General features: G+C 48.5%; 28 protein-coding genes. 15 read left to right on the top strand and 13 right to left on the bottom strand.

What is annotated here, in order from left to right; translation table 11 throughout:
• Nucleotides 1–133: 133 nt before the first annotated feature.
• The 6 genes from NB640_RS03690 to NB640_RS03665 form a co-directional block, all read right to left on the bottom strand.
• Nucleotides 134–289: a DUF4116 domain-containing protein gene (locus NB640_RS03690; protein WP_269309817.1), complete on the bottom strand. Its 156-nt coding sequence runs from the start codon at nt 287–289 to the stop codon at nt 134–136.
• A gap of 275 nt (nt 290–564) precedes the next feature.
• On the bottom strand, nt 565–834 hold the full coding sequence (locus tag NB640_RS03685; RefSeq protein WP_269309816.1) for a hypothetical protein: 270 nt from the start codon (nt 832–834) through the stop codon (nt 565–567).
• Between the two features lie 63 nt (nt 835–897).
• Nucleotides 898–1,872 (bottom strand): AbaSI family restriction endonuclease, encoded by a 975-nt coding sequence (locus tag NB640_RS03680; protein WP_269309814.1) that lies wholly within the window; start codon nt 1,870–1,872, stop codon nt 898–900.
• A gap of 14 nt (nt 1,873–1,886) precedes the next feature.
• Nucleotides 1,887–2,201 (bottom strand): hypothetical protein, encoded by a 315-nt coding sequence (locus NB640_RS03675; protein ID WP_269309813.1) that lies wholly within the window; start codon nt 2,199–2,201, stop codon nt 1,887–1,889.
• Between the two features lie 126 nt (nt 2,202–2,327).
• A complete protein-coding gene (locus NB640_RS03670; RefSeq protein ID WP_269309812.1) occupies nt 2,328–2,795 on the bottom strand; it encodes a DUF4116 domain-containing protein in 468 nt (155 codons plus the stop codon).
• Nucleotides 2,796–2,836: 41 nt separating this feature from the next.
• The gene (locus NB640_RS03665; RefSeq protein ID WP_269309810.1) at nt 2,837–3,127 is read right to left on the bottom strand and encodes a cyclic-phosphate processing receiver domain-containing protein; all 291 of its coding nucleotides are present in this window, start codon (nt 3,125–3,127) and stop codon (nt 2,837–2,839) included.
• Between the two features lie 194 nt (nt 3,128–3,321).
• On the opposite strand from NB640_RS03665, the gene NB640_RS03660 reads away from it, so the two are divergent.
• A complete protein-coding gene (locus NB640_RS03660; RefSeq protein ID WP_269309809.1) occupies nt 3,322–4,332 on the top strand; it encodes a helix-turn-helix transcriptional regulator in 1,011 nt (336 codons plus the stop codon).
• A 1,057-nt stretch (nt 4,333–5,389) separates the two neighbouring features.
• Nucleotides 5,390–5,626: a hypothetical protein gene (locus tag NB640_RS03655; protein ID WP_269309808.1), complete on the top strand. Its 237-nt coding sequence runs from the start codon at nt 5,390–5,392 to the stop codon at nt 5,624–5,626.
• Nucleotides 5,627–5,894: 268 nt separating this feature from the next.
• Here NB640_RS03655 and NB640_RS03650 read toward each other — a convergent pair whose 3' ends face one another.
• The 3 genes from NB640_RS03650 to NB640_RS13015 all read right to left on the bottom strand — a co-directional run bounded on the left by NB640_RS03650 (nt 5,895) and on the right by NB640_RS13015 (nt 9,831).
• On the bottom strand, nt 5,895–7,598 hold the full coding sequence (locus tag NB640_RS03650) for a methyl-accepting chemotaxis protein (protein WP_269309807.1): 1,704 nt from the start codon (nt 7,596–7,598) through the stop codon (nt 5,895–5,897).
• A 412-nt stretch (nt 7,599–8,010) separates the two neighbouring features.
• Nucleotides 8,011–9,435, bottom strand: coding sequence for an aminotransferase-like domain-containing protein (locus tag NB640_RS03645; protein ID WP_269309806.1), 1,425 nt, complete (start codon nt 9,433–9,435; stop codon nt 8,011–8,013).
• 156 nt (nt 9,436–9,591) lie between these two features.
• Nucleotides 9,592–9,831 carry an EAL domain-containing protein gene (locus tag NB640_RS13015; protein ID WP_408637954.1) on the bottom strand — a complete coding sequence of 80 codons (240 nt, stop codon included), beginning with the start codon at nt 9,829–9,831 and terminating at the stop codon, nt 9,592–9,594.
• Here NB640_RS13015 and NB640_RS03640 point away from each other — a divergent pair.
• The 3 genes from NB640_RS03640 (at nt 9,790) to NB640_RS03630 (ending at nt 10,921) form a co-directional block, all read left to right on the top strand.
• A complete protein-coding gene (locus NB640_RS03640; protein ID WP_269309805.1) occupies nt 9,790–9,963 on the top strand; it encodes a hypothetical protein in 174 nt (57 codons plus the stop codon). The two genes, NB640_RS13015 and NB640_RS03640, sit on opposite strands and share 42 nt — an antisense overlap.
• 178 nt (nt 9,964–10,141) lie before the next feature.
• Nucleotides 10,142–10,627: a GntR family transcriptional regulator gene (locus tag NB640_RS03635; protein WP_332880228.1), complete on the top strand. Its 486-nt coding sequence runs from the start codon at nt 10,142–10,144 to the stop codon at nt 10,625–10,627.
• Nucleotides 10,628–10,648: 21 nt separating this feature from the next.
• Nucleotides 10,649–10,921 carry a hypothetical protein gene (locus NB640_RS03630; protein ID WP_269309802.1) on the top strand — a complete coding sequence of 91 codons (273 nt, stop codon included), beginning with the start codon at nt 10,649–10,651 and terminating at the stop codon, nt 10,919–10,921.
• A gap of 21 nt (nt 10,922–10,942) precedes the next feature.
• Here NB640_RS03630 and NB640_RS03625 read toward each other — a convergent pair whose 3' ends face one another.
• Entirely contained in the window at nt 10,943–11,452 is a 510-nt protein-coding gene (locus tag NB640_RS03625; protein WP_269309801.1) for a YqiA/YcfP family alpha/beta fold hydrolase, read from the bottom strand.
• A 352-nt stretch (nt 11,453–11,804) separates the two neighbouring features.
• On the opposite strand from NB640_RS03625, the gene NB640_RS03620 reads away from it, so the two are divergent.
• The 5 genes from NB640_RS03620 to NB640_RS03600 all read left to right on the top strand — a co-directional run bounded on the left by NB640_RS03620 (nt 11,805) and on the right by NB640_RS03600 (nt 16,514).
• Nucleotides 11,805–11,975, top strand: a complete 171-nt coding sequence (locus NB640_RS03620) for a hypothetical protein (RefSeq protein ID WP_269309800.1) — start codon at nt 11,805–11,807, stop codon at nt 11,973–11,975.
• 51 nt (nt 11,976–12,026) lie between these two features.
• On the top strand, nt 12,027–12,197 hold the full coding sequence (locus tag NB640_RS03615) for a hypothetical protein (RefSeq protein ID WP_269309799.1): 171 nt from the start codon (nt 12,027–12,029) through the stop codon (nt 12,195–12,197).
• Nucleotides 12,198–12,322: 125 nt separating this feature from the next.
• On the top strand, nt 12,323–12,583 hold the full coding sequence (locus NB640_RS03610; RefSeq protein ID WP_269309797.1) for a hypothetical protein: 261 nt from the start codon (nt 12,323–12,325) through the stop codon (nt 12,581–12,583).
• Nucleotides 12,584–12,802: 219 nt separating this feature from the next.
• Nucleotides 12,803–13,135 carry a DUF192 domain-containing protein gene (locus NB640_RS03605; RefSeq protein WP_332880227.1) on the top strand — a complete coding sequence of 111 codons (333 nt, stop codon included), beginning with the start codon at nt 12,803–12,805 and terminating at the stop codon, nt 13,133–13,135.
• 142 nt (nt 13,136–13,277) lie between these two features.
• A complete protein-coding gene (locus tag NB640_RS03600; protein ID WP_269309795.1) occupies nt 13,278–16,514 on the top strand; it encodes an EAL domain-containing protein in 3,237 nt (1,078 codons plus the stop codon).
• Nucleotides 16,515–16,546: 32 nt separating this feature from the next.
• On the opposite strand, the gene gatB is transcribed toward NB640_RS03600, so the two are convergent.
• The 3 genes from gatB to gatC form a co-directional block, all read right to left on the bottom strand.
• Nucleotides 16,547–18,007, bottom strand: a complete 1,461-nt coding sequence (gatB, locus tag NB640_RS03595) for an Asp-tRNA(Asn)/Glu-tRNA(Gln) amidotransferase subunit GatB (protein ID WP_269309794.1) — start codon at nt 18,005–18,007, stop codon at nt 16,547–16,549.
• 57 nt (nt 18,008–18,064) lie between these two features.
• Entirely contained in the window at nt 18,065–19,519 is a 1,455-nt protein-coding gene (gatA, locus tag NB640_RS03590; protein ID WP_269309793.1) for an Asp-tRNA(Asn)/Glu-tRNA(Gln) amidotransferase subunit GatA, read from the bottom strand.
• 65 nt (nt 19,520–19,584) lie between these two features.
• Nucleotides 19,585–19,887 (bottom strand): Asp-tRNA(Asn)/Glu-tRNA(Gln) amidotransferase subunit GatC, encoded by a 303-nt coding sequence (gatC, locus tag NB640_RS03585; protein WP_269309792.1) that lies wholly within the window; start codon nt 19,885–19,887, stop codon nt 19,585–19,587.
• A 243-nt stretch (nt 19,888–20,130) separates the two neighbouring features.
• On the opposite strand from gatC, the gene NB640_RS03580 reads away from it, so the two are divergent.
• The 5 genes from NB640_RS03580 to rodA all read left to right on the top strand — a co-directional run bounded on the left by NB640_RS03580 (nt 20,131) and on the right by rodA (nt 25,935).
• Nucleotides 20,131–21,174, top strand: a complete 1,044-nt coding sequence (locus tag NB640_RS03580; RefSeq protein ID WP_269309791.1) for a rod shape-determining protein — start codon at nt 20,131–20,133, stop codon at nt 21,172–21,174.
• 97 nt (nt 21,175–21,271) lie between these two features.
• Nucleotides 21,272–22,207 (top strand): rod shape-determining protein MreC, encoded by a 936-nt coding sequence (gene mreC, locus NB640_RS03575; protein ID WP_269309790.1) that lies wholly within the window; start codon nt 21,272–21,274, stop codon nt 22,205–22,207.
• Entirely contained in the window at nt 22,204–22,725 is a 522-nt protein-coding gene (gene mreD, locus NB640_RS03570) for a rod shape-determining protein MreD (protein ID WP_269309789.1), read from the top strand. The genes mreC and mreD overlap by 4 nt, the downstream gene beginning before the upstream one ends.
• Nucleotides 22,726–22,789: 64 nt before the next feature.
• A complete protein-coding gene (mrdA, locus tag NB640_RS03565) occupies nt 22,790–24,826 on the top strand; it encodes a penicillin-binding protein 2 (protein ID WP_269309788.1) in 2,037 nt (678 codons plus the stop codon).
• Nucleotides 24,823–25,935 carry a rod shape-determining protein RodA gene (gene rodA / locus NB640_RS03560; protein ID WP_269309787.1) on the top strand — a complete coding sequence of 371 codons (1,113 nt, stop codon included), beginning with the start codon at nt 24,823–24,825 and terminating at the stop codon, nt 25,933–25,935. The genes mrdA and rodA overlap by 4 nt, the downstream gene beginning before the upstream one ends.
• The last annotated feature ends 61 nt before the right edge of the window (nt 25,936–25,996 follow it).

Raw genomic sequence — 25,996 nt, 5'->3', positions numbered from 1 at the left:
GCTAATCAATGGTGGCAACAGTCCATCCTAAAAGTCCTGCTCCTCGTTCAATAATTGAAAAATGGAATAGCGGGTTTTTAAAATAGAATATGTAACCGTAATTTGCCTGCCTTCCAAAAACAGACAGGCTCCACTAGCGCACAGCACAGCCAAGCACCCAGCCATTTTTCTGAACCGCCGCAAGGCAAAGTTCAAGCGTCCTGAATTTTCTGGGAACGCGCTGCAATGCCCAGGAATCCTGCTCAACGGCAGCAAAACAGTCTTCCAGTGTTTTGAATGATTGTGTCATCCCTCTCCCAGCTTTTTTCTGCCAAACACCTTTCGCTGAAACAGCCCTTACAGGCCGCTTTCCTCATCCTTGATAGTGTTGAGTTCTGATATTAATTATGCGTCACCTGCGCGACAAAGCATGTCGCAAACAGGCTAATAGGAGGTGGGCGTGCTGCCCAACGGCAGCAGATCAAAGTGTCGCTTTTCGAATTTGTTTGGTATGTGCTTCAGTGCTTCACCATTTTGCTCAACAGCAGCAAAGCAAAGCTCAGGTGTTTTAAACACCTTACCGCCTCAACGCATCCCCACGATCATAACCATGGCCAGGGTGTCGAGTTCACAATAGCGTAATAGTGCCTGTTTGATGTTGTCACGTTCTGCCTGGCTGATATCCTCAAACTGAAGGCGGGTATAGGCAGAAGCAGCAGCTCCGCCTTCTGCTATTTCAAAACGTTCAGCATCCAGTACTTCTTCAGCGGAGTCTCCCAGCATCTGTTCGGCATAGGTCTTCAGTTGATCATAAGGATCGACAGGTACACCATCCTTGTCAGTACGCAACCACACATACCCCGGAATTTCAGGAAGGAACCGTTCGACAGCTTGTCGACCATAGTCAATTATTCCAAATTACTTTACTTCAAGCCACGCAGTAAGATCAATCTCCGTTGCTATTCTTTTGTAAACCCTTACGCTCTCGGACGCATCGGCATAACGATCAAACGCATAAACACCAACGAATCTATAAGCCCTTTCTCCTAGTACATTTTTGGACTGGGCAAAGGTAATTCGCTTTTCATTCTCTAATCGGTCTTTCTTTAACTGGTCTTTTTTTGATGAGCCTTTTTTTGACGTGCTTGAGGATTCCTTTTTTTCAAAAAGCTCTTCTCGATCTGCTGAGAGTGTATTGATCCAATTTTTGGTCACAGGCCGAAATCCAACGTCCCCGTCAATCTCAATGGCAAGCTTCGGACACCATAAGTGGTATCCGTTTCCAATATCGAAATAGCTTCTTGGTTGAAAACCTCTTTTAGGGGCGGATTTCCTGAAGCTACGAGATATATCGTCAATTGTTTTGAACTCCAACTTGTCCGTAAAACGAATTTTACGGTTGCTTATGGCAATGTCATATGGAGGCTTATTGTGATCCCAGGCAATGAATTTACCTTGATGAATTTCATTTTCAATTTTATCTTTGATTTTTTGGACGACTTTGTCAATTTGCTTTTCAATGTCTTCTATATTCCTATGAGCTTCAATTCGTTTAATATCGAAATCCTTCGCTTCGTCATCAGCAAAAACCATTACCTCCATCGCATGCTGGCGAGCCATGTCTTTCTCTGTTATTTTGAGATGGAATTTTTCATCACATTCAATAGCAAAACTGATTTGAGGAAAATATAAATCTACTAAGCCATATCCTCCGTCAGACCTTTTTATGTATTGTTGTGTAACGGGTTGAATGTCGTCTCTATCGAGCTTGTGCCAGATCGCATTCAAAATATAGTTCTCGTATTTTTTGTTCGTGAGGGAGAATGTGCGAATCAAATATTCACGCTTCCAGTCGTCTACAACCGGCGTGTCGGTTTTCGTTTTTTTAGTCATAACAAATATCTTGGTTAGAGTAATTTCTTAACACAGAAATGGTACGCAGCAACAATGGCAGCATCCGTTTCCCGCTCCATTCCCTTAATCATAAAATCCTTTACTTTTCCAAGCGTTTTCCCGGAACCGGATCCTGCCCGTACAACTCCGTTTCTCACGTTAAAAAGTGATTTTCCGGAACCAGAACCCTCGCGAACAACATCATCTTTGATGTTGCACAAGCTTTTCCCAGAACCAGAGCCTTCAAGAAGCACGTTGTTCTTAAAGTTAGCAAGGGCTTTTCCTGATCCCGTGCCTTCACGGATCACACCATCTTTGTAATTAGCCATGTTCTGAACTCCTTTAAGGTTGAAATATATTGCAACATGATTTTTTAAAATAAAGACTTCTGAAAAAGAAGCACGTTTAATCGCAGGGTTTATAGCAGGTGTATTGTTAAAATCATTACGGTCAGTTTATCTACATTTTCGATAAAAAAACAGCATTTTTTTTCGGAGTGTTTTCGGTGCAAACTCAAGTGCTTCTTCGTCATTTCGAACAGCTATAAGGCAAAGTTCCAGCGTTTTGAGCTTCTCCGGCACATATTCAAGTGCCATGCCGTCATATTGAACAGCGGCAAGATAGAAATCCGGCGTTTTAAGCTCTTCTGGCACATACTCAAATACATCGATCCCATCAGCCAGGCAGAAATCCAATGACCGACCAGCCTCTGACAGAGAGAATCCACCGATTTCCTCATCCCAATCATCCTCATCCCAAAGATCAAGGCAGGCTTTCTGATACTGAACGCCCCAGATTGCTTGAGGCATGACCACAAGCCAAAGCTCCGATGTTCTAAACTCAGAAGGCACAAATTCAATTGCCCAACCATGCTCCTGAACAGCAGCAAAACAATCTTCCTGTGTTTTAAATGATTGTGTCATGCCCCTCCTCGATTTTTTTGCTTCGTAAGTATGAAATTCCTCTAACCTGCCAGAGAGGTAATCTTCTCAATCGCCTGTTCCATTTTTTTTCTGGCAGGTACATTCGCGGAGTGAACGCCCATCTCTGGGGCAATAAACCCTTCAACTGCAACGGCTTGTTCAATCCAGAGAAGCACGTCGTATCCTGTGCCTCTCTTGTCATCTCCCAAATCATGGTCAAGGCTGATTTCTTTAACACGCCCTGTCTCCAGCAGCGCAATGGCTTCGTCAGGCCAGCACACACGCACCCACCCTTCTGGCGCTTCTCTGACATCATCCAGATAAATTTTCATTATCATTGCTCACTAATCGACTCACACACCGAGGTATAACGTCAGGAAGTACCTCTGTTAATGCCTTTCGCTCCATCGTTTCCGCCTAGTATGTCACCTTCATACGACAAAACATGTCGCATGAAGGTGTTTTTCAGGTTATTCTGGTGATTGCAGATGTTAATATTGCTGAATAGAAATCAAAAGGATGTCGGATGAACAACAAAAGTGACACCATCTTGCGCCAATGGATGATTCTGCGAAACATACCTGTTTTTCCGCGCAAAATCACAGCAACGGAACTGACCAATCGCCTGAAGAAAGAAGGATTCGAGATCAGTAAACGCACAACCGAGCGGAATCTGCAAACGCTGTCACAAATATTTCCCTTGCAGTCAGATGAGCGCTCTCGTCCTTATGGATGGAGTTGGAGCCGTGATGCCGATATGTTTACAATTCCTGCCATGTCGCCTGTTCAGGCGCTGACACTGAGCCTTGCGCGTGACCATCTGACGTCATTGCTTCCGGCAAGCCTGATGGAAACACTGGCGCCTTATTTCAAGTGTGCAGACAATGTGCTTTTGAGTGGAGAAAGCATCAAAAACATGGCTGACTGGCGGGATAAAGTCGCCATTGTCCCATCAAACCAGGCGCTCATCCCGCCCCAATATGATGAAGAGATCATTGAAACCATCCATGCGGCACTACTGGAAGAAAAGCAGCTGGAAATCGAGTATGCCAACCGTGCGATGGATGAAAGCAAAACGCACACCATTCACCCGCTTGGGTTGGTGCAGAGAGGCGCGGTTATTTATCTCGTGGCAACCATGTACTCGTATGAAGATATCCGTATTCTGGCATTGCACCGCATTCGCTCTGCAACGGCACTGAAAACACCCTCGAAAATACCCAAGGATTTCTGCCTTGGACAGTATATCGCCAAGGGAGCCTTCGGCTTTGTTGCCAGAAAAGAAGCGATCCGGCTGGTTGCCCGCTTTGCTGTATCTGCAGCGGAACATCTGCGCGAGACACCACTCTCGAAAGATCAGGAGTTTATCGAGGAAGGCGAAACGGTTTGTATCACGGCCACGGTATCTGACGCACAGCAACTGCGTTGGTGGTTGATGGCTTTCGGTAACCAGGTCGAAGTATTGGAACCGGCGTTCTTGAGGGAAGAATTTAGGCAAACTGCGCAATCAGTCCATGCGCTTTATTTGACGCAATAATTACTGCGATTCCCTTCTATTGAAATCCCTCTGTGAGTAAAAGGAAAATGTATGCGAAAAATTGTGCCTTATGAGTCGCCACTAGGCTCAAGGACTCATTAATTGAGATAAAAGATAACATGGTGGCAATGCATATAGTGGAAAAGAAGATGTGCGCACAGTGATCATCGCGCATGGCTATTCTTCGCCAGACCTTGATCCTTGCAAACATGTTTTCAATTTTGTGGCGCTGTTTGTAAAGTTCACTGTCATACGGAACGGTTTTTTTCGGTTCCGTTTTGAGGGTTTATACCCTGACGAATTTCCATAACTTAATAATAGATTTCGCTTGCGACATAACATGATGCATGCGAAATCTGGTTCTGTATGCCAGTCAAGTTGTTTCTGGTGCAAGGTTCCCTACTTGGTAGATATTGGACAAGCCACTTATTTTCCGGATTGGGCTTCCCTGGATATTGCGCTTGCGGCTATCAGAAATTTTCCGGAGCAAAATCCTCGCCACGAAAAACATGCGTAGTGTTGCCGCGGCCACCGCGATAGTGCAAGTGCTTTGATTTATCTTGGCTCGGGTAATTTGACAAAATCCGGGTTCGCGAATCCGATGGGCAGAGATGGGGGGGAATTTTGAGGCTGGCGTTGTCTCTGTCTCTGATTCCCGGCACTGTGGAAAGGGGCAAAAAAAGAAGGTGTTTCTGTAGATCTAATTTTCGGTTACAAATTCGGTACATCTCTCAGTTTTGCCAATATTCGCTAAAATGCGTTAATGAACTGATTCACAACTATTTTTCAGTTCGTTTACGGTACCTTTAAAAATGTTAATAAACGCTTATTTATCATAGGCTTACGGAATTCTACCCAAACTCATAATTCGTTGGTCCCAGGTTCAAGTCCTGGTGGGCCCACCAAAATCAGAAAGGGGTTACGAATGAACGTAACCCCTTTTGTTTTCCAGCGGCTGATAGCGGCCGGATGAGCTTGTGATGATGATTCTGATCTCTCTGCCCGTCAGTAAAAAAAGGAGTATGATGAATTCTCCATCAGCCTTTTTGTGAATATCATGTCTACCCCAAATCCTTGCGAATTCAGAAAACAATCTCCCTTTCAAAAAATCGGCAAGCTGCTGGTTGTTTGTTGTTTCCTTGTTGCGGCCTATTATGGTTATAACGCACATAAAGAAACAGAAGCCGCACAGGCCAATGAGGCAAGCTTCAAATCAAACCGCAATCCGGTACCCGATAACGCCACTCCTTCATTGAAAAGCGCGGGGGAAAAAGGAGACACGAAGCCCCGGTAAATGCTTGCTGCGCAGAACGGAAAGGATTGGATGCTGGTAAATAACGGTTAGTTCAAGGCAATAGAGGGGGTACGAAAATTAGTAACCCCTTTTCTTCTATTGCCTTTCTCGGGGAGAGAAAGTGGGGAGGGATGCGATCTTTTGTTTTACATCCTTGAAGATCACCTGCTGAAAATAACGATTTGGGGGAGCCGAAGAAGAAACGAATTCTTCTTCGGTTAGGGCCAAGAAGGAAACACAGGAATTTACCCTCTTCTCAGGGAAACTATCAGAACTCCTCCCATTCAGCATTGTCATCCGTGACAGGAGCAGGAGCTGCCGCCTTGACAGGCGCTTTCAGTTGCCTGGCTGCCGGTTTAGCAACCGGTTTTTCCGCTGGCCGGGCAGCACTTGGCGATGACAGCGCGGCACGTGACGCGCCGCCACCGGTACCGACATTAAACATACTCACCACGCCAACCAGCGTACGGGCCTGGTCCTGAAGGCTCTCGGCTGCCGCCGCTGCTTCTTCTACCAGTGCTGCATTCTGCTGCGAGACGGTGTCCATTTCGGTCACTGCCTGGTTGACCTGCTCAATACCCTGGACCTGTTCCTGCGTGGCCATGGTGATTTCGTTCATGATGTCGTTGACCCGACGGATGCTCTCACCGATTTCGAGCATGGTGGTAACAGCGTTGTTGACGAGTTCGGTTCCCGTGGAGACTTTGTCTACTGAATCATCGATGAGGTCTTTGATTTCGCGCGCCGCTGTGGCACTACGCTGGGCAAGGCTCCGTACTTCGGTGGCCACTACGGCAAAACCACGGCCCTGTTCGCCTGCCCGCGCTGCTTCTACTGCTGCATTTAACGCAAGGATGTTGGTCTGGAACGCAATGCCGTCTATGACGCTGATGATGTCGACGATTTTTTTGGAGGAGTCTTCGATTTCTTTCATGGTGTCGGCAACAAGTCCGGCTGCATCGCCGCCTTTGGTGGCGATATCGGCGGCCTGGGTGGCCAGCTGGTTGGCCTGCCTGGCATTGTCTCCATTCTGGCGTACGGTGGAGGTGATTTCTTCCATACTGGACGCGGTCTCTTCGAGCGAACTGGCCTGTTCTTCGGTCCGCGCGGAAAGGTCCTGGTTGCCGGAGGCAATCTGAGAGGAAGCTGTCGCAATAGTATCCGCGCTCTGGCGTACCTGGGTAACGGCATTGAAGAGGCTGTCGTTCATGTCTTTCATGGCCTGCATGAGCTGACCGGTCTCGTCGCGGGAACGCACCTCGATACGGCTGGTCAGATCACCCGATGCTACTGTCTGTGCCACTCTCAGGGCCTCATTTAAAGGACCGGTAATACCCGATGTCAAGCGCCAGGCCATGAACAAGCCGACAATAACGGACGCGCAAGCCATGATTGCAACGATCAACAGGCTGCTCTCGTAAATTGCAGTGATGTGTTTTGCGGTTTTTTCGCTGATCTGGTGCTCGTAGGCAGATAATTTTGCGATGCTTTCGATATAGCTGTTTTGGGCCGGCAGCATTTGCTTGTGAATCATTTCCAGGGACTCTGCTGTTTTGCCGGCTTGCTTGAGCTGCAGGGCTTCTTTCCGGATACCGACATATTCCTGGCGTTTTTCCAGGATGGTTGCCATCATCTGCGTTTCGGTTTCATCCAGATTATGGGTTTGGAGCATTTTCTGGATGTCATTGATCGACGCACTGCTTTCCTTCATTCTCCGGCTGATTTCCGCTTCATCTTGCGCGCTGATCCCGGCCGCAACAGCCACGATATAGGCGCGCTCGCCATTCAGGCGTGTCTCGGTCAGCCAGTCTTTCGCTGCCAATTCAAGCGGAACCTCACGTTTTATCATGTCGTTTACGGCATGGTCGACCTGACGCAATTGCCAGCAACTGATAAGCGCTATGATGGTCATCAGAATAAGTACACTGATAAATCCGAATGCGAGTCGAGTGCCAATTTTGAAATTCTTCATCTATGTGTTTACTCTTTCTTCATCTATGTGTTTACTCTTTTCAGGGGTTAGATCAAATCCAAATGCCTCTTATATTGCTTAAAACACGCCATTTGCCTGAGCAAGAGGAATTACTGAAGCGGGGCCCTCTGCATTTGGTTGAGTTTTCAGACGTCTTTTATATTGCCCGTGTGTGATAAACAATCACCTACCCTTTGGCATCACGGTGAGCCATGGTAAAAACGCCTGATACTATTTATTATGTTTGCATGCCAAATTGTTGCAGTCAACTCAAATTCATATTAGTACAATTCATATCAGTACAATTCATATTAGTACAATTCATATTGGGTGTAAGACATCTGTTTGTTTTCTGCGATACATTACCCTTGGCCTTGAGTCGCAAACTCTTGCAGTCAGCCTATCTTTCCTGTCACTTGGCGTCTTGCCGGTTTGCGCTAGGAGGCGAGAGTGCTTCATCCGATGAAACGTGGTTTGAACAGCAATTTATTGTTGAAATAAGCTGTTCTAGTTGGTGGAGGGTTTTTTTGAAAGATGCGAGGTTTTCCACTCCCGTGAGGGAAATACGTACAGATTCAGGCGGCCGTTTGGCTCCCACAACAAATTTTTCTGCACAGAAGATTCTTATGCTATTTTTGGCGGCCTCGGCTTCCAGGATAGTACCTCTCCAGGGGGAGGGCAGTTTTAACCAGATAAACATGCTTTGCGAAGAACTCTCGAAAATATAGTCAGCAAAAATTTTCTCGAAGATAGCCCTCCGCTTGATAAGAGCAAGCTTTTTATTACGGATGGAGATATCTGCCAGACCTGTTTTGATACATTCAGAGGCGATCTCCGCGCAGAAGGGAGACACGGTAAGCATATTGTCGGCAATGCCCTGGGTCAGTTTTTTGACGATATGTGAAGGGGCTGCAACATAAGCGATACGAAGACCGGCATAAAAGGCTTTTGACAGGCTTGAGATATAGATGCTGTTGTCTGGCAAAAGGGCCGAGAGCGTTTTGCTCCTGCTATGGCTTAAAAATCCGTATGAGTCGTTTTCGATGATGACGAGTCCGTGACGGCTGATAACCTCCCTGAGTTCCAGTCGGCGGGTAGTCGACATTTCACGATTGGTCGGGTTTTGAATCCTGCCGGAAAGATAGACAGCCTTGATATTCTGCCGTCTGCATAGGAGATCTAACTCTTCGGGCAGCATGCCATCAGCATCCATGTGCACGCTTTCGAGTCGGATTCCATTGCGCTGTGCCGCTGTTTTTATTCCCGGATAGGTCAAAAAATCTGTCGCTATGCGATCTCCATAGGCCAGCAGGCTGTTACAGATAATAAAAAGTGCATGATGCGCACCTGCTGTAATGACAATGTTTTGTGGCGGGGCTTTTATCCCGAAACGGGCGACCCAGTCTGAGCCGGTCCGGCGATGTTCGGGCAAGCCTTGTGGTGAAGAGTATGACATGAGGTAGGGAAACCTCTCCTTATGCATGACCACTTCCGCAAGGGGCAATATATCCGGGTCTGTCTTCGAAATCGGGCTGCCAATACCCAGGTCCCAGTCAAGCATGCTCTGGTTCACGTCAATGACAGCGGCTTTTTTGCCGGCATCCGCTGTAATGAAGGTACCCCGTCCGACGACAGCGGTTATGAGGCCTCGTTTTCCTGCCTCATGATAGACACGGCTGGCTGTACTCAGTGTGATGCCGACTTTTTTTGCAAGGCTCCGGTGTGTTGGCATCCTGTCGCCGGGCTGAAGTAATCCGGAAGCGATATCACGCTCAAGTGCTTCAACTACCGCCAGATAGAGCGGTTTACTGATATCAATTACTTTCAAATCCCACATGGTCTCACCAATAGCTTATATGGAATGCAAGCTGCATTGCCACTTATGTCATATGTTGTTGAAAATTATTTGAAAATGACAAAAACGAAGGAAGAGTGCTCTTTTGAATAGAGCGGTACTACAGATTTGGATGTGTTCTTTCCAACGGCCATCTCTTCAAACTCCATAAGGGAAGCAGCGGGGATATAGTCCCTGGATCAGGTTGCACCGGATCTTTCGCAAAAACTCCAGTTGATCCATGGTTTCCTCCTCTTCCAATATCGTGGTTATGTCGATTTTTTTTGCCAGCTGCACGACTGACTGAATAGCATCCCGGCTTCTTTCATTGTGTGATTTTTGAGAAACCCGGAATACATGATCCTGCTTCAGAATGTTTGTGTTGAGATCCTTGAGGATATTGAGTGGGGAATAGACGCCATCAAAATCATCCAGACACCTGAATCCCTGTTTGTGCGTTATGGTGTTGAGTTTTTGTGCAAACAGATAGCAAACAACAACGACACTCCATATAACGAAAAGGGTCAGTAAGAAGAAGAGAGGCGGGGTTCGGTAATTCTTTAAAGCGCTCACAATAATGATGCCCGGGAAAAACAACAGCCCAGGCTTTTCAGGAAATATTCAAATTCTCAGGGTTACATCTTGGGCATTGTTATTTTACATTGACAATTTGTACTGCATCAATACAAAATTGTAGCCCATACAATAAATGAAGGCGGGAAACATGTGGAATATTCATATATCCGATGATGAGAACAAACCGTATTATCTGGTGATTGCAGATGCACTTGAACGCGACATTTTATCGGGGGAATTGCTGCCAGGTGCGAGACTGATGACATACCGGGAACTGTCTGCCATGGCAAAAGTAACAGTTTCGACCATATCGAAAGCCTATGCGGAAGCAAAAAGGCGTGGACTGATCAAAACTCATATCGGCAGAGGCACTTTTGTCCAGAAAAATGTGCTTTTGAAGCCATCAGAACAGGATATCAAAGCGAATTCAATTGTTGAATTTGGTGTGGCAATGCCGCTTTTTTCGGAGGAGCCGAGTATTAAACCCATTCTGCAGAAAATCATGCAATCGGATGAAGTGGATGCGTTGGTCAAATACTTTTCACCGTTGGGACGTCTTGCTCACCGAGAAACTGGTGCAAGCTGGTTGTGCCATCAAATGCCGGGACTAAACATCTAATACCTTCGGACAGGCGCGCCGTTGAGATTTCATAAGAGTCATTTCGCGAAACAAGGAATATTTCTTTCGGGAGAGGGCCTGCGGCCTTTTTTTCGTGACGGGTCAAGAGAAGAGGCGGCACAGAAAAAAGAAGTCGAGCGGGCCAGAAAAGAAACCGAAAAATCGCGGATTGCACAGGAAAAGGCGGCGGCAAAAGAAGCCGCCCGGCCCCAGCGCTTTTGGGGAGGTATTGCGAAATCCGTTCTGCTGCCCCTGGCCCGTCAGGCCCTGGGAAGTCTTTTCAAGCACCAATAGTGTTGCGTGAAATAACGGTTGTTATGACCGGTTACTCGCCATCCTTTTCAAAAAAGCCTTGAGATAGTCACCAACTTGGTCCAGCCGGTGCTGGAGACGGTGCTCATCGTCAACCAGGTGCAGGGTACAGTTATGCTCCTGGCTGAAGCGCACAACATGCTGATACGGGATCAGGCTGTCATGCCAGCCGTGTACGATTTCAATGGCATTGCCCGGACAGCCAACCTCATGTGGCGGATAGTCATCCATATAGACCGCCGGGGCGAGGAGAAACAGGCCATCAACAGAAATGGCCGCGCTGGCGGTGAGTGCTACCCACCCGCCCATACTGGAACCCACGAGATAGGTAGCAGGCCGTTTTGCATGGGATTGGGCCAGCATCTGCACCCGTTTGGCCGGATCGAAGGTGCCCGAGTAGTCGATGCTGTCAACGTCATATCCCATTTCCCGGACAATTTGGGCGAGATAAGTGATTTTGCTGCCCCAGGGGCCGCTTTCTTTTCCATGTATAAAGTGAACAAGCGGTTTCATGTCTATTCCGTTGATAAGAAGATGAAAGGCGAGTGCCAGCCGGAATCTGCCTGATGATTTATTTTTATCCGTCACTATACTTCAGGCAGCAAGCTTGAAATGGGCGAGGCTTTTCTTTTGACTTGCCTTAAGTGTTACAAATTGTAACAGCAGCGCGGGTTTTGGAGGGATATGTAATCCCATGTTTTTAATAATTTTTTTTAAAATGCAAAAATAATGCCCTTTAAAAAATACATACATGAATGTCAAAAAGGAAAGGGGCATTGTCAACCTGACGAAAGCGTCAGCCGTTAGGAGAGTGATTCAAGAGAATCTGACACGTTCTAATTTTTGCTTTTAAAGGATAAAGAAAATGAAAAAACTGATCGCTGTTTTTGTTTCCGCCCTGTTTGCTACCGCTGCTTTTGCACAGGCGCCAGCCCCGCAAAAGGCACCTGCTCCTGCAGAAAAGGCAGAAGTCAAGGCTGACATGAAAGCTGAAAAAGCTGAAGTCAAAGTTGAAAAAGCCGATGCTAAAAAATAATCAATTCCATCAATAAGACACCTCCCTCATTATTTCTAAAGGATAAAGAAAATGAAAAAACTGATCGCTGTTTTTGTTTCCGCCCTGTTTGCCACCGCTGCTTTCGCTCAGGCACCTGCTCCTCAAAAGGCACCAGCACAGGCTGAAATGAAAGCTGAAAAAGCGGAAGTCAAGGCAGAGAAAGCCGAAGCCAAAGCTGAAAAAGCTGAAGCCAAAAAATAATTGCAGTTTGGGATAAAAATCGCTGAATCACTGTCAACCGGATGAAACCGTTATCCGTTAATGGCAGTGATTCAGTTATTTACTGAATCCAATTTATCCCAACTTCAATTTTAAGGATGTGCAAAATGAAAAAGCTTATCGCTGTTCTGATCTCCGGTTTGTTTGCTACCGCTGCGTTTGCCCAGGCACCTGCTGAAAAAGCACCTGCCGAGAAAGCACCTGCTGAAAAAGCTGCACCTGCCAAGAAAGCGCCTGCCAAGAAAGCAAAAGCCAAAGCTGACAAGGCAGAAGTCAAAGCTGACAAGGCAGAAGTCAAAGCTGACAAGGCAGAAGCCAAAGCTGGCAAGGCAGAAGCCAAAGTCGAAAAAGCAGACGCAAAAAAATAATTTTTTGCCAGTCCGTTTAAAAAAGGCAGGGGGTTTCCCTGCCTTTTTCTTTATTGGTATTGTATGATTTTCATATTAATGATGCCGGTTGCTCATGATATGAAAAGAATTTCCTTTATTGTCACCTTATTATTCTCGTTGGCGGTATCTTTTTCCCCGGCTGTTGCTGCAGAACCTGTATCTGAATTTCCTGTCGTTAATCTGAAAATCGGAAAGCATGTGATAAAAGCCGAGCTTGCCAAAACAGAGGATCAGCGTACAAAGGGTCTGATGTTCAGAAAGCGACTGGATAAAAACGGCGGGATGCTGTTTGATTTTGGCGCGCCGGCAAAAGTCTGCATGTGGATGAAAAATACCTATATTCCATTATCTGTTGCATTTATTGATCAGGATGGGGTTATCGTCAATATAGAGGATATGGAACCGCTGACGACCACTTCGCATTGCAGCAGCGGATGGGTTGGTTATGCCCTGGAAATGAATCAGGGCTGGTTTGCCACCCGGAAGATCGAACCGGGCAGCAAAATTGAAGGCATTCCCAAATCCGACTGAGCTTTTGAGCGGCAGCAGTAAGGGAAATACACAATAACCGGCAGTCGGAGTCGGCTGTCTACAGGTGCTGGCTTGTTTTTGTACAGGCTGGCATACCAGGGTAAAAGACAGAAACCATGTCATACTTTTTCCGGGCGTTGCGATGAAATCAGTGATCAGATGGCTGGTCGATGTAACAAGAATGCAATTTCGTCCCGGATTGCGTCTGTTTCTGACATTCATCCCTATTGCCGTGGTGATTTGCGTCGGCAGTTATTTCTACTATCAGCACGAACTCCGTCATACCCACGATCAGCATGCAAAAACAGAGTATGCCACGGTGATGGCCGGTGTCATCTCCCTGGACCGAAGTCTGCAGTATGCCACCCGGGATTTGCTCGATCTGTATGACCGGACCGACTTTCACCAGATGCTCGATAACCCGACCAGCCGCAATATTGATCAGGTGGCGGTTGACTGGATAACCTTTTCAAGGATCAAGCAGGTTTACCACAAAATCCGGTGGATAGATGAAACGGGTAATGAGCGACTCAGGGTGAACTACCAGACACCTGAACCACAGCGCGTGCTGCCAAAAAAGCTGCAGGACAGGAAAGACCGGTACTTTTTTGCCGACACATTCAAGCTCAACAAGGGAGAGGTCTATGTTTCCCCTCTTGATCTGAATATTGAGCATGATGCCATCGAAGTACCTTATGTTCCGACGATTCGTCTGGGTGTTCCGGTATTTGATCAGTGGGGCAAAAAACGCGGCATCCTGATGATCAATCTTTTTGCCAGTGATATGCTTCAGCGCTTTGAGCAGTCGACAAGTCTGCTCAGTCACCAGATCTGGCTGCTCAACCAGGATGGGTACTGGCTGAAAGGACCTGCATCAGAAGATGAGTTTGCTTTCATGTTCCAGCAGGGTGAGCGCAGTATGCTGAGCCGCTATCCTGATGCCTGGGAAATGATCAGCCATGAGGATTCAGGGCAGTTTCTGACCCGGGAAGGCCTGTGGAGTTTCCAGACATTGCGCCCGCTTGAAGCCTGGCACAAGTCAAGTACCGGCAGTACCAAAATATTTTCTCCCAGTGACGCCCAGGTGGATATCAGAGCTTATCAGTGGAAGATCGTCTCGCTTTTGCCGATAGCCAAATACAACACCGGCATGCCGTATTCCATTGCCAAGCATATCGGCATCACGTTTTTTGTCCTGCTGATTTCATTTGTGCTTGCATCACTTCTGGTCCGTGTTCAACAGGCGAGAAATAATCTGCTGTCCAATCTGGAAGAAATGGTACAGGTCAGAACAGAGGATTTGCAGAAGGTGAATACCGACCTGAGAGAGAGTGAGGCGCGTATCCGGAGTCTTTTCGAGAATATTCCGGATCTTATCTGGTTGAAAGACCAGCATGGCACGTATCTCAAATGCAATACGGCTTTTGAAAATTATCTGGGGCTGAAAGAAAGTGAGATTGATGGCAGGACCGACTTTGAATTACCGCACCAGGAATTTGCCGACCTGTTTCGTGAAACGGATGACCTGGTACTTGCTGATGGCATATTGCGAATTCGTGAGGTCTGGTACACCTATCCAGCCACCGGAAAGCGCGCGCTCTTTGAAGTGATCAAGGTACTCGTCAAGACACAGGAGGACGAGACTATCGGCGTACTTGGCATTGCACGGGACATTACCGAACGCAAGGAAGCGCAGGAAAGACTGGAGCTTTCCGCACTGGTATTCAAAAACAGCAGTGAGTCCATACAGATCACAGATGCGGATAACAGGATTGTTGCGGTTAATCCGGCATACGAGCGTGTGACGGGCTTTACGCAGGAAGAGGTGGTGGGGAAAGACCCCAAAATCGTAAATTCCGGCCGGCACGACAAGGCCTTTTTCCGGGCAATGTGGGAATCCATCAAAACTATCGGCGGCTGGCAGGGGGAAATCTGGAACCGACGCAAAGATGGTGAGCTCTACGCGGCATGGGTGACCATTAATGCGGTGTATAACGATGACGGGTCGGTCAGAAACTATATCGAACTCAGCAAGGATTTCACCAAGGAAAAAGAAGCGGAGGATCTGATCTGGCGTCAGGCAAACTTTGATTTCCTGACAGGTCTTCCCAACCGCAGCATGTTTATGGACCGCCTGCGGCAGGAAATTATCAAGGCACATCGTACGGACAACAAGCTGGCTCTCCTTATCATCGGACTGGATAATTTCAAGGGGGTCAACGACGCCTATGGCCATGAGATGGGAGATACGCTTTTAGTGGAGGCCGCGAGCCGGATCAGTAAAACGATCAGGGATATTGATGTTGTCAGTCGTGAGGCCGGTGATGAGTTCGGTGTGATTCTGACCGAGGTCGACGATCTTAATGATGTCGGACTGATTGCGCGTGAATTGCAGCAGATACTGGCCACCCCATTCCCGTTGGGTGATGAGATGGCTTATATCACGGCCAGTATTGGTGTCTCTATTTATCCTGATGATGGAAAAGACAACGAGTCCCTGTTCAGGAATGCCGATCAGGCCGTCCATGTTGCCAAGAAAAGCGGACGCAACCGGATCAGTTACTTCAAGCAATCGATGGAAGAGGTTGCGCGCAGCCGCATGGCACTGACCAATGATTTGCGTAATGCCATGGAGGAAGGCCAGTTTGAGGTGATGTATCAGCCGATTATCGAATTATCCACCGGCATGATTCACAAGGCAGAGTCTTTGATTCGCTGGCACCACCCTGTCCGTGGCATTGTCAGTCCGGGGGAGTTTATTCCGCTGGCTGAGGAAACCGGCATGATCTTTTCGATCAGTGAATGGGCCTTTAGCGAGGTGATCAAACAGGTGGCATTATGGCGGGAACGCTTTTATCCGGATTTCCAGATCAGCTTCAATATGTCGCCTGTTGAGTTTCATGATGAGGAGGATAATCACAACACGCTTTTTGATATCCTGCACAAAAACACGGTTCCAGGAAAAAGCGTGGTGGTGGAAATCACCGAAGGCCTGCTTCTGATCTCCAATGAAAGTGTCATAGATAAGCTGTCTCGTTTTCATCATGAAGGAATAGAAGTGGCGCTGGATGATTTTGGTACCGGCTATTCTGCACTTTCGTACCTGAAGAAATTTGACATTGACTATCTCAAGATTGACCAGTCATTCATTCATGAACTTGAGACAGAACCCCGGGACATGGCATTGACCGAGGCGATTATTGTGATGGGACACAAGCTTGGCATGAAAGTGATTGCCGAGGGCGTGCAGACAGAGACACAGGTTGCATTACTCAAGCAGGCGGGATGCGATTATGGCCAGGGGTACATTTTTTCCGAGCCGGTTCCTGCAAGAGAATTTGAGGTGTTGCTCAGAAAACGCAATGCCCCGAATACCTGATGCCAGATATCCGGGGAACGTGTTATTGCCGATTATCCAGCCAGCTTTTTGCGTAACAGTTCATTAACCTGTGCGGGATTGCCTTTGCCTTTGGTGGCTTTCATGACCTGGCCGACAAGCGAGTTGAAAGCCTTGTCCCTGCCGGCGCGGAATTCCTCAACCGATTTCTGGTTGGCGGCAAGGACTTCATCAATAATTTTTTCCAGCTCGCCTGCATCTGAAATCTGTTTGAGGCCTTTGGCTTCAATGATTTTGTCAACACTGTCCGCTTCACCCGATCCGGATTCCCACATATCGGCAAAAATTTCCTTGGCAATCTTGTTGGAGATGGTGCCGTCCGAGATACGGGTCATCAAAAGCGAAAGCTGCCCGGCTGTGACAGGCGCTTCATCAATACCGATATTTTCCCGGTTCAGTGCGGAAGAGACATCGCCCATCAGCCAGTTTGCACTTTGCTTGGCAAGCGGCATTCCCGACCGGGCAACCAGTTTCTCATAATAATCAGCCATGGCTTTTGACTGTGTCAGGACAGTGGCATCATATTCAGACAACCCATAATCGGTGATAAAACGCTCACGCATGGCATCCGGCAGTTCGGGCATCTGTGCCTTCACCTTTTCAATCCATTCAGGCGAGATGACCAGTGGCGGCAGATCCGGGTCAGGGAAATAACGGTAGTCCTGTGAATCTTCCTTTGTCCGCATCTCGCGGGTTTCCCGCCTGTCCGGGTCATACAGGCGGGTTGCCTGGACAACAGAACCACCGCTTTCAATCAGTTCGATCTGGCGCTGTACTTCGTAGTTGATGGCATCTTCCAGATTGCGGAATGAGTTCAGGTTTTTAATTTCGCAACGGGTGCCGAATTCGGCCTGTCCTTTTGGCCGAACCGATACATTCGCGTCGCACCGGAAGGAGCCTTCCTGCATATTGCCGTCACAAACACCAAGCCAGGTAACCAGTGAATGCAGGGTTTTTGCATAGGCCACGGCTTCTGCTGCACTGCGCATATCAGGTTCTGTCACGATTTCCAGCAGTGGCGTGCCGGCACGGTTCAAGTCGATGCCGCTCATGTCCAGATAATCCTCATGAAGCGATTTGCCGGCATCTTCTTCCAGATGGGCGCGCGTCAACGGTATGGTCTTGATTTCCTGTTTACCGTTTTGTTCAAGCATAAAGGAAACTTTTCCACCGGCCAGGACCGGTTTTTCAAGCTGGCTGATCTGATAGCCTTTGGGGAGATCGGGGTAAAAATAATTTTTGCGGGCAAAAATCGATACCGGGGCAATATCCGCCCCAACAGCCAGGCCGAACCGGATCGCTTTTTCCACTGCGCCACGATTCATTACCGGCAATGTGCCGGGCAAGGCCAGATCAAGCGCACTGGCCTGCGTATTCGGCCCGGCGCCAAAATGGGTGGATGCGCCACTGAAGATCTTGGATTCGGTTGACAGTTGTGCATGTGTTTCCAGGCCGATCACTACTTCCCATTGCATGATGTTTCCTCTATTTTCGTCATGTCATTAAACGGTTATCTTATTCCTGTTCCGGTATCAGGCAGGCGAGCGCAAGTGCCAGTCGGTTGCGCACTGGTATTGATGTGCGATATTCAAAAGTCTCATCTCATCAAAATAATTGCCTGTCAACTGCAACCCTACCGGACGGCGGGAATTGATTTCGCCCTGGCCAAAACCACAGGGAATGGACATGCCAGGCAGGCCGGCAAGATTGGTCGAGATGGTATAAATATCGCCCAGGTAGCTGGCTACCGGATCATCCGCTTTTTCCCCGATATTCCACGCGACAGTTGGTGAGACAGGGCCCATAATGACATCGCACCGGGTAAAGGCGGCACGAAAATCCTCGGCAATCAGGCGGCGGATTTTTTGCGCATGAATGTAGTAGGCGTCGTAGTAACCGTGGCTTAATACATAGGTGCCCATGATAATCCGGCGTCTGACTTCTTCGCCAAAACCTTCTGTCCGGGTTTTGCGGTACATATCCTGCAGGTCGGTATAGTTTTCCGCACGGAAGCCATATCGGATGCCATCAAAACGGCTGAGATTGGATGATGCCTCAGCTGAGCCGATAACATAATAGGCAGGGATGCACATGGTCGTATTCTGCAGGGAAATGTCTACCAGGGAGGCCCCCAGCTTTTCGTATTCAGCAAGGGCATTTCGTACAGCCTGTTCCACATCGGCGGCCAGGCCCTCACCAAAGTACTCGCGCGGGATACCGATTTTCAGGCCGGTCAGCGGTTTGTTCAGGTCACGCGTAAAATCCTCGGTTTCGCGCTCAACACTGGTAGAGTCACGCGGATCAAATCCGGCTATTGCGGTTAACAGCATGGCACAGTCTTCTGCCGTTTTGGCAAGCGGACCGCCCTGGTCCATTGAGGAGGCGTAAGCCATCATGCCATGGCGCGATACACGGCCGTAAGTGGGCTTGATGCCGGTGATGCCGCAAAATGAAGCAGGCTGCCTGATCGAGCCGCCAGTATCGGTTCCGGTCGCAACGGGTGTGAGACCGGCGGCAACAGCAGCCGCCGAGCCGCCGGATGAGCCGCCTGGTATTGCCGTTTTATCCCAGGGATTTTTAACCGGACCGAACCATGACGTTTCATTGGAGGAACCCATGGCAAATTCATCACAGTTCAGCTTGCCCAATGTGACCATGCCAGCCTGTTGCAGTTTTTCAACGACGGCGGCGTCAAACGGGCTGGTGTAATTGGCCAGCATTTTTGAGGCGGCGGTTGATCGCCAGCCCTTTGTCACAAAAACATCCTTGTGCGCAACCGGAATACCGGTCAGTTTGCCGGCTTCTTTTTTTGCGAATTTTTCATCAGCAGCTTTTGCCTGCGCTAGCGTCAGTGTGTCATCCACATGTAAAAAGGCATTCAGATCACTTTGATGAATGCGTTCAAGAAACAGCCGGGAGAGTTCAGTTGCGGAAATCTGGCCGGCATGGAGCAGGGATGAGAGTTCTGAAATGGTTTTGGTATACATGAGGTTGTCAGCGGCGAAGGTTCAGCTTGTAGTAAAAAATGAATTCCTGAAAAAGTGCCAGGCCATTATTCAATGACCTTCGGGACCAGATAAAGGCCGTTTTCCACCGCCGGCGCTGATTTCTGGTACTCCGCATGATGATCCGTTTCTGTAATCTGGTCTTCCCTCAGACGCAAGGAAAGATTGTCATAATAAGCAGCAATAGGATGGCTGAGTGGCTCAACACCTGCTGTATCAATGGCCCGCATTTTTTCGATAAGAGAAAAAATATCGTTTAACTGATCCAGATTTTTTTGCAGCTGATTTTCAGGAACTTCCAATTGAGACAGTTGGGCAATATGGAGGACATCGGATGGCGTGAGATGCATAATTTTTGTGATTTCGAGTCTGAAAAAAGTTAAAAAAGCGACAAAACTGAAAAAAGTCAGCAGAAAGCAGTGGTTATGACGTAATAGTACTGAATATCAAGCAAATTATAAGGTAGAATATCGCGTTTATGTTTGGTTCGTTTTTTTTTAAACGAATTGAGGTTATTATTTGCATCGTACAAATTCCCGGTTTCGGGGTTTATTTAAAGTTAACGCGCTTGCTAATGCGCATCAGGATTGTTCATGTTTGGATTTTTACGCAGCTATTTTTCAAATGATCTGGCAATAGATCTGGGTACAGCAAATACACTGATATACGTCAGGAACTCAGGCATCATTCTTGATGAGCCTTCAGTTGTCGCTATCCGCCAGGAAGGCGGACCCAATGCGAAGAAAAATATTCAGGCAGTCGGCCATGAAGCCAAGCAGATGCTTGGCAAGGTTCCGGGCAATATTGAAGCCATCCGTCCCATGAAAGACGGCGTGATTGCGGATTTTACCGTTACCGAGCAGATGCTCAAGCAGTTCATCCGTATGGTGCATGATTCCAAATTTTTCAAACCCTCACCACGTATTATCGTTTGTGTTCCCTGCGGTTCAACCCAGGTGGAACGCCGGGCCATTCGTGAGTCAGCGCTGGGTGCCGGTGCCTCCAAGGTCTATCTGATTGAAGAGCCGATGGCTGCTGCTATTGGCGCCGGCCTGCCGGTTTCCGAGGCAACAGGTTCCATGGTGGTGGATATTGGCGGCGGTACGACCGAGGTGGGCATTATTTCGCTTGGCGGTATGGTTTACAAGGGTTCTGTCCGTGTTGGCGGTGATCGTTTTGATGACGCGATTGTCAACTATATCCGTCGTAACTACGGCATGCTGGTAGGTGAGCAGACAGCGGAAGCCATTAAAAAGAGCATTGGTTCTGCTTTTCCCGGCACGGAAGTCAAGGAAATGGAAGTCAAGGGCCGGAATCTTTCCGAAGGTATTCCCCGCTCTTTCACCATTTCCAGCAATGAAATTCTTGAGGCATTGACTGATCCGCTCAATCAGATTGTGTCGGCTGTCAAAAATGCACTGGAGCAGACGCCGCCGGAACTGGGCGCCGATATTGCTGAAAAGGGCATGATGCTGACCGGCGGTGGCGCCCTCTTGCATGACATTGATCGCCTGCTCATGGAAGAAACCGGTTTGCCGGTTCTGATCGGCGAAGATCCGCTGACCTGTGTTGTGCGTGGTTGCGGTATTGCACTGGACAAAATCGATCAGCTTGGTTCCATTTTCTCCTACGAATAATAGTCTGTATGACCAGGCCGGTTTGGAGTAACGATACTCATCAGTTTTTATTCACAGATGACATCTGTGAGATGTGGTATTTATAACCGGCGCTGTTATGCAATACGCACCACCGCCCCTATTCAAACAAGGCGCACCGGCTCGCGTAAGAGTTGCTGTCTATATCCTTGCAGCCATCATCATGCTGATGATTGATTCACGGCTGCATGCGCTTGTCCAGGTACGCCAGGCAATCTGCTTTGTTTTATATCCCTTCCAGAAAGCAGCCCTTATGCCAAGGGATATGTTGTATGGCGCTGGAGACTATTTCACATCAGTGACTTCCCTGCAGGAGGAAGTGGATGTGTTGCGCAAGCGGGAACTGGAAAATGCGCAGACATTGCAGCAGGCTGAGCAACTGGCAAGCGAAAATGCCCATCTGAGGCAATTACTCAAACTGAATGAACGGCTTTCCGTTAAATCCGTGCCGGCTGAAATTCTCTATGACGCAAGAACATCCTATGCCCGCAAAGTGGTCTTGAACAGGGGCAGTAACGACGATGTCGTCGCCGGGCAGCCGGTTATTGATGAAAATGGCGTTATCGGGCAGGTTACCCGTGTTTTCCTTTCCACTTCCGAAGTTACCCTTTTGACAGACAAGGACCAGGCCATACCGGTCCTTGCCGCCAGGACCGGTATACGCAGTATTGCCTATGGCCGTGGTCAGTCCGGTTATCTTGAATTGCGATTCATGGAGGCCAATGCCGATATCCAGCCAGGTGATGTCGTCGTGACTTCAGGTATTGACGGCCTGTATCCGCCAGGGCTGGCTGTTGGTGAGGTCGTGGATGTCAGTGATAATGCATCCGGATCGTTTAACCATATTCTTTGCCGGCCATTAGCAGGTCTGGACCGGAACCGGCAGGTGTTGGTTTTATTGACCGACACCAGTGTTGCTCCTCCTCCGCCTGAAGAAGGTGAAGATGAAACGGGTGGCAAAAAACGCCGAGGGGCTGATATTACGGCGGCCAGGAAAAAAGCGGGGGTGAAATGAGTCGATCACAGCTTGCAAAAACCATTTTATTGCCTGCCAGCCCGGTTTTTATTGCCATTACCCTTTTTATCGCGTTTTTGCTGAATCTGCAACCCTGGGGACAGATAGTCGGTATGCCCGATTTTGTGGCACTTTGTCTCGTATTCTGGGGCGTTCACCAGCCAAGGCGGGTTGGGATGGGCACGGCATTTTGCATGGGCTTGCTGATGGATGTGAACAATGCGACGCTTTTTGGTGAAAATGCACTGGCTTATGCTGTTCTATCCTATCTGGCTATCACCATTCACCGGCGTGTCTTGTGGTTTCCGCTCAGGAAGCAGGTATGGCTTGTTTTGGCCCTGCTGCTTTTAACGCAGTTGATACAGATGTTTGTCCAATTCCTGATCAATGACCGTTTTTCCAGTTGGCTGTATCTGTTGGACAGTTGTGTTGCCGCTGCCCTGTGGCCGCTTTTGACCGTTGTCCTCCTGGCACCACAACGACGGGCTATTGACAAGGATCTGGATCGCCCCCTGTAAAACCGGCAGGGTTTTCCGGTTTGACCCTTATTGTTGATTGAAAAAACGCTAATCAGTTCCTGGCATGGCAAATCTGAACGATACAGACCGCGACCTACACTTTTTTCGCTGGCGACTGGCGGTGCTGGTCGGGCTGGTTCTGATTTGTTTTTTCGTTCTGTTTGTCCGTTTTTTCTGGCTGCAGGTTGTTCGCCATGATAAATTTGCCTCCCAGGCAGAGGAAAATCGCATCTCCATTGTGCCCATTGTCCCTAACAGGGGATTGATCATGGATCGAAACGGCGTTTTGCTGGCACGAAATTATTCTGCCTACACGCTGGAGATAACGCCATCAAAAATCCGGGGGAAACTGGATGACGTCATTAATGAACTGGCCGAAATTGTCACGATCAAATCACGTGACCGGAAACGTTTCAAAAAACTGTATGAAGAGTCCAAGCGGTTTGAAAGCATTCTTATCCGAAGTCGCTTGACCGATGAGGAAGTGGCGCGTTTTATTGTGCAGCGATATCGTTTTCCCGGCGTTGATATCCAGGCAAGGCTTTTCAGGCAATATCCGATGGGCAGCGCGGCGTCGCACGTGATTGGGTATATCGGCCGGATGAGCCAGAAGGATATCGAAAATCTCACTGAAGAGGATGAGGCCAATTACCGCGGGACCAATTACATTGGTAAAGAAGGTGTTGAAAAGAGCCATGAGCGGGAATTGCATGGCATAACCGGATATGAGGAAATGGAAGTTTCCGCGGGCGGCAGGGCAATACGGACGCTTTCTCATAGCGCGCCGGTTCCGGGTAACAACCTGTATCTGTCGATTGATATCGAGCTTCAGAAAGTGGTGGAAGAAGCCTTTGGCAATCGCCGGGGGGCGCTGGTGGCGATACAGCCGGAAACGGGAGAGGTGCTTGCTTATGTTTCGACACCGACTTATGATCCCAATCTCTTTGTGGAAGGCATTGACCAGCAAAGCTGGGATGAACTCAATAATTCACCCGATCATCCATTGATCAATCGTCCGTTGCGGGGCGCCTACCCACCGGGTTCCACTTACAAGCCCTTCATGGCCCTGGCTGCGCTTGAGCTGGGAAAGCGGACGCCGGAGTCTGCCATTTCTGATCCAGGCTATTTTTATTTTGGCAACCACCGCTTCCGTGATGACAAAGTCGGTGGGCACGGTATTGTCGATATGTACAAATCCATCGTGCATTCCTGCGATACGTATTACTACATCCTCGCAAACGACATGGGTGTGAATATGATGCACGATTTCATGAAAAAATTCGGTTTCGGTCAGTTGACCGGCATTGATCTGGCCCATGAGAGAAAAGGGCTGTTGCCGTCAACCGAATGGAAAAGAACCGCATTCAAGACACCGGAACAGCAGAAATGGTATGCAGGCGAAACCATTTCACTGGGAATTGGACAGGGATATAACTCGTTCACGCCGATGCAACTGGCCTATGCAACCGCGATGTTAGCCAATGGTGGCAAGACGCGAAAGCCACATCTTGTTCATGCGCTGGAAAACAGTGTGACACGCGAAAAGGTTGCGGTTGTGGCAGAGTCCAGAGAGGTCGCACTCAAACCGGAAAATGTGGAGGTCATCAAGCGTGCGATGGTGGGGGTGACCAAGGAAGGAACCTCAGCCAGGATATTTGGCAGGGCGGGCTATGAATCGGCCGGAAAAACCGGGACTTCCCAGGTTATCGGTATGAAGCAGAATGAGAAATATGTTGCCAGCCGGATTGCTGAAAAACACCGTGACCACGCCCTGTATATTGCTTTCGCTCCTGTCGACAAGCCGACAATTGCCATTGCCCTCATTGTAGAAAATGGAGGATTCGGGGCGACGTCAGCAGCGCCAATCGCAAAAAAAGCGCTGGATTATCATTTACTGGGCAAACGTCCTGATAAGAATGAAAGGGCATATGTACCGGAGGTTCCGGCAGAGACAGAAGAAGAGGATGACGAGGATATTGAAGAAGATGTCGTGCCAGCCGTGGGACGGGAAGAGGAATTATCTCCGGTAGTGCCTGAAGAATCAGGCAGTGCGAATGGCAGAAAAAAGAACAACAGTGGCAATAACGGGTTGGCGCAATGAATATACCTGACAGAACAACGATAGTGAATTTTTTCAGAAGGTATGTGACAGTTCTGGATGGACCGCTGGCACTGATTGTTTTTCTGATTGTTTCTACCGGACTGATTACGCTTTATTCGGCAGGGATTGATTTCCCGGGGCGCATAGAAGACCAGTTGCGCAATATCCTGCTGGGTTTTGTTATCATGTGGATTGCTGCCAGTGTGCCGCAGCCGGTCCTGATGCGGTTGGCCGTCCCGCTGTACACTATTGGCATTGCCCTGCTTTTGGCAGTTGCCATGTTTGGCCTGATCAGAAAAGGCGCTCGCCGCTGGCTGAATGTCGGCATTATTATCCAGCCTTCCGAGATGATGAAAATAGCCGTTCCCATGATGCTGGCGTGGTTTTTCCAGCGTCGTGAGGGACAGCTCGGCTGGCGGGAGTTTCTGGGTGCGGCAGTTTTGCTTGGCATTCCTGTCGCGTTTATCATGAAACAGCCTGATCTGGGTACCGCGCTTTTGGTTACCGCATCCGGCTTTTACGTTATTTTCCTGGCAGGCCTGTCGTGGAAAGCCATCGCGGCGCTGGTGGCGACGGTGGCCGCCAGCCTGCCCCTTGCATGGAGCATGCTCCATGACTATCAGCGCCAGCGAGTCATGATGTTGATTGATCCTTCTTCCGATCCGCTTGGAAAAGGATTCCATATCATCCAGTCCATGATTGCCATTGGTTCGGGAGGAGTGACCGGAAAGGGGTGGTTACAGGGAACACAGGCATATTTGCATTTTGTGCCCGAACGAACGACAGACTTTATCTTTGCGGTTTATGCCGAAGAATTCGGTCTGATTGGCAATATTGTGCTGCTTATTTTATACCTGATACTTATCGGGCGCGGCATGACGATTACCATGCAGGCGTCATCGCTTTTCTCACGCCTGTTGGCCGGTGCCATTACCATGATGTTTTTTACCTATGCATTTGTGAATATGGGAATGGTGAGCGGTATATTGCCTGTTGTGGGGGTTCCACTCCCCTTCATGAGCTATGGCGGGACAGCAATGGTTACCCTGGGCTTCGGTACCGGTATTCTGATGAATATCCAGCGACACCGGAAGCTGGTGCAGACTTAGGGGCAACCTAAGAAAGACCAGTGAGCGCATCATTTGGTTTACAATGGCAATGTTGCTTTAA

Origin of the sequence: Oxalobacter vibrioformis, assembly GCF_027118995.1 — a bacterium.
GTDB lineage: Bacteria > Pseudomonadota > Gammaproteobacteria > Burkholderiales > Burkholderiaceae_D > Oxalobacter > Oxalobacter vibrioformis.
This window is presented reverse-complemented; position numbering and strand designations above follow the sequence as displayed.

Coding starts and splice junctions, on each gene's coding strand:
- gatC (WP_269309792.1), bottom strand. CDS start 19,887: ATGCATCTCACGCCATCCGATGTCCTCCATATTGCCCAACTGTCTCAA.
- NB640_RS03635 (WP_332880228.1), top strand. CDS start 10,142: ATGAAGGCGGGAAACATGTGGAATATTCATATATCCGATGATGAGAAC.
- NB640_RS03680 (WP_269309814.1), bottom strand. CDS start 1,872: ATGACTAAAAAAACGAAAACCGACACGCCGGTTGTAGACGACTGGAAG.
- NB640_RS03600 (WP_269309795.1), top strand. CDS start 13,278: ATGAAATCAGTGATCAGATGGCTGGTCGATGTAACAAGAATGCAATTT.
- NB640_RS03640 (WP_269309805.1), top strand. CDS start 9,790: ATGATCCTGCTTCAGAATGTTTGTGTTGAGATCCTTGAGGATATTGAG.
- NB640_RS03610 (WP_269309797.1), top strand. CDS start 12,323: ATGAAAAAGCTTATCGCTGTTCTGATCTCCGGTTTGTTTGCTACCGCT.
- mreC (WP_269309790.1), top strand. CDS start 21,272: ATGCAATACGCACCACCGCCCCTATTCAAACAAGGCGCACCGGCTCGC.
- NB640_RS03620 (WP_269309800.1), top strand. CDS start 11,805: ATGAAAAAACTGATCGCTGTTTTTGTTTCCGCCCTGTTTGCTACCGCT.
- NB640_RS03650 (WP_269309807.1), bottom strand. CDS start 7,598: ATGAAGAATTTCAAAATTGGCACTCGACTCGCATTCGGATTTATCAGT.
- NB640_RS03615 (WP_269309799.1), top strand. CDS start 12,027: ATGAAAAAACTGATCGCTGTTTTTGTTTCCGCCCTGTTTGCCACCGCT.
- mreD (WP_269309789.1), top strand. CDS start 22,204: ATGAGTCGATCACAGCTTGCAAAAACCATTTTATTGCCTGCCAGCCCG.
- NB640_RS03655 (WP_269309808.1), top strand. CDS start 5,390: ATGTCTACCCCAAATCCTTGCGAATTCAGAAAACAATCTCCCTTTCAA.
- NB640_RS03580 (WP_269309791.1), top strand. CDS start 20,131: ATGTTTGGATTTTTACGCAGCTATTTTTCAAATGATCTGGCAATAGAT.
- NB640_RS03665 (WP_269309810.1), bottom strand. CDS start 3,127: ATGAAAATTTATCTGGATGATGTCAGAGAAGCGCCAGAAGGGTGGGTG.
- NB640_RS03660 (WP_269309809.1), top strand. CDS start 3,322: ATGAACAACAAAAGTGACACCATCTTGCGCCAATGGATGATTCTGCGA.
- gatA (WP_269309793.1), bottom strand. CDS start 19,519: ATGTATACCAAAACCATTTCAGAACTCTCATCCCTGCTCCATGCCGGC.
- rodA (WP_269309787.1), top strand. CDS start 24,823: ATGAATATACCTGACAGAACAACGATAGTGAATTTTTTCAGAAGGTAT.
- NB640_RS03645 (WP_269309806.1), bottom strand. CDS start 9,435: ATGTGGGATTTGAAAGTAATTGATATCAGTAAACCGCTCTATCTGGCG.
- NB640_RS03675 (WP_269309813.1), bottom strand. CDS start 2,201: ATGGCTAATTACAAAGATGGTGTGATCCGTGAAGGCACGGGATCAGGA.
- gatB (WP_269309794.1), bottom strand. CDS start 18,007: ATGCAATGGGAAGTAGTGATCGGCCTGGAAACACATGCACAACTGTCA.
- NB640_RS03670 (WP_269309812.1), bottom strand. CDS start 2,795: ATGACACAATCATTTAAAACACAGGAAGATTGTTTTGCTGCTGTTCAG.
- mrdA (WP_269309788.1), top strand. CDS start 22,790: ATGGCAAATCTGAACGATACAGACCGCGACCTACACTTTTTTCGCTGG.
- NB640_RS03690 (WP_269309817.1), bottom strand. CDS start 289: ATGACACAATCATTCAAAACACTGGAAGACTGTTTTGCTGCCGTTGAG.
- NB640_RS03625 (WP_269309801.1), bottom strand. CDS start 11,452: ATGAAACCGCTTGTTCACTTTATACATGGAAAAGAAAGCGGCCCCTGG.